Origin of the sequence: Actinomadura geliboluensis (assembly GCF_005889745.1) — a bacterium.
Taxonomy (GTDB): Bacteria; Actinomycetota; Actinomycetes; order Streptosporangiales; family Streptosporangiaceae; genus Spirillospora; species Spirillospora geliboluensis.
Map to the genome: position 1 here is coordinate 1 of NZ_VCKZ01000763.1, position 967 is coordinate 967.

At 66.5% G+C, this 967-nt stretch carries 1 protein-coding gene; it reads right to left on the reverse strand.

The window, feature by feature from the left end:
- Window positions 1–764: 764 nt before the first annotated feature.
- The gene (locus ETD96_RS44105; protein ID WP_338072675.1) at window positions 765–956 is read right to left on the reverse strand and encodes a THUMP-like domain-containing protein; all 192 of its coding nucleotides are present in this window, start codon (window positions 954–956) and stop codon (window positions 765–767) included.
- Window positions 957–967: the final 11 nt, after the last annotated feature.

Consider the following 967-nt stretch of genomic DNA (forward strand, 5'->3'; position numbering starts at 1 on the left):
GCCGAATCTCGTCGAGGACCTGACCCTGTGAGCGCTGTTCATAGACGTGGTCCTGCGCCGCACGGGCGAGCAACTCCCGCATCCGATCCGAGACCGGTTGACCCCCCGTCTGCAGGAAGTTGTGATTCGTTTCCACCCGATGCTCCTTCGTGTGCCGGCGCGACGAAATGACGCACGGCAATGAATCTCTGGAGACGCCACTGTAGTGCTTACGGGGGGTCCCTATAACGGGGAGCAGAGAACATTGTGAGTTCTGTGTAATGTGCCTGTTACCCGGCTGGGGCGAATAGTGAGAGTTCTCCGGCTGCTAGGCATATTTCCGCTTTGCGGCTATCGCGCCGATTGTGGTGATGAGTGAGGTGGCCGGGCCCGGTGGGCGCCGTCTCGGGCCGGTGTTCTGTCCGTACATCTCGTCCGACATGGGCAGTTGGCGGACGGCACCCGCGTACGGCCTCGGCGACACGTGTCAGCGGAACGTCATGCCGGTCCGGCGGCTTCGGGCCATTTCCGCGGCGCATTAGGGGCGGCGAAGCCCTCGCCGCCGAACCCGACGTGGTGTTTTCCGATCGACCCATCCCGGCGCGTCGATTTGCATGCGGTGTTACGGCCTTGCCGGGCGCCCGCAATCACCGGTGAAGCGATACCGGAAAGGGACGATGATTTGCCCGGACGTGGCGCGTCGCCCGCTGTCGCTTGGCGCGACCGGACGGTGGGAAGATTTTTGGACTCGATCGCCGCCGCCCACCGCTCCGGGCGGGTCCCGGTCACCGGACGGGATGCGTGAGGAGGGCGACGGGCTCCCGCCCCACGCGGGTCACCACCAGCGTCAACTCCTCCGCCGCCGGGCCGCGCGGCGTGGTGCGGCGGCCGCCGAAGCCCAGGTCGCGGCGCAGCCGGTCGACGTCGACCGCCGAGCCGCGCTTCTTCCTGGCTCTTATACACATCTCCGAGCCCACGAGACCCTAAG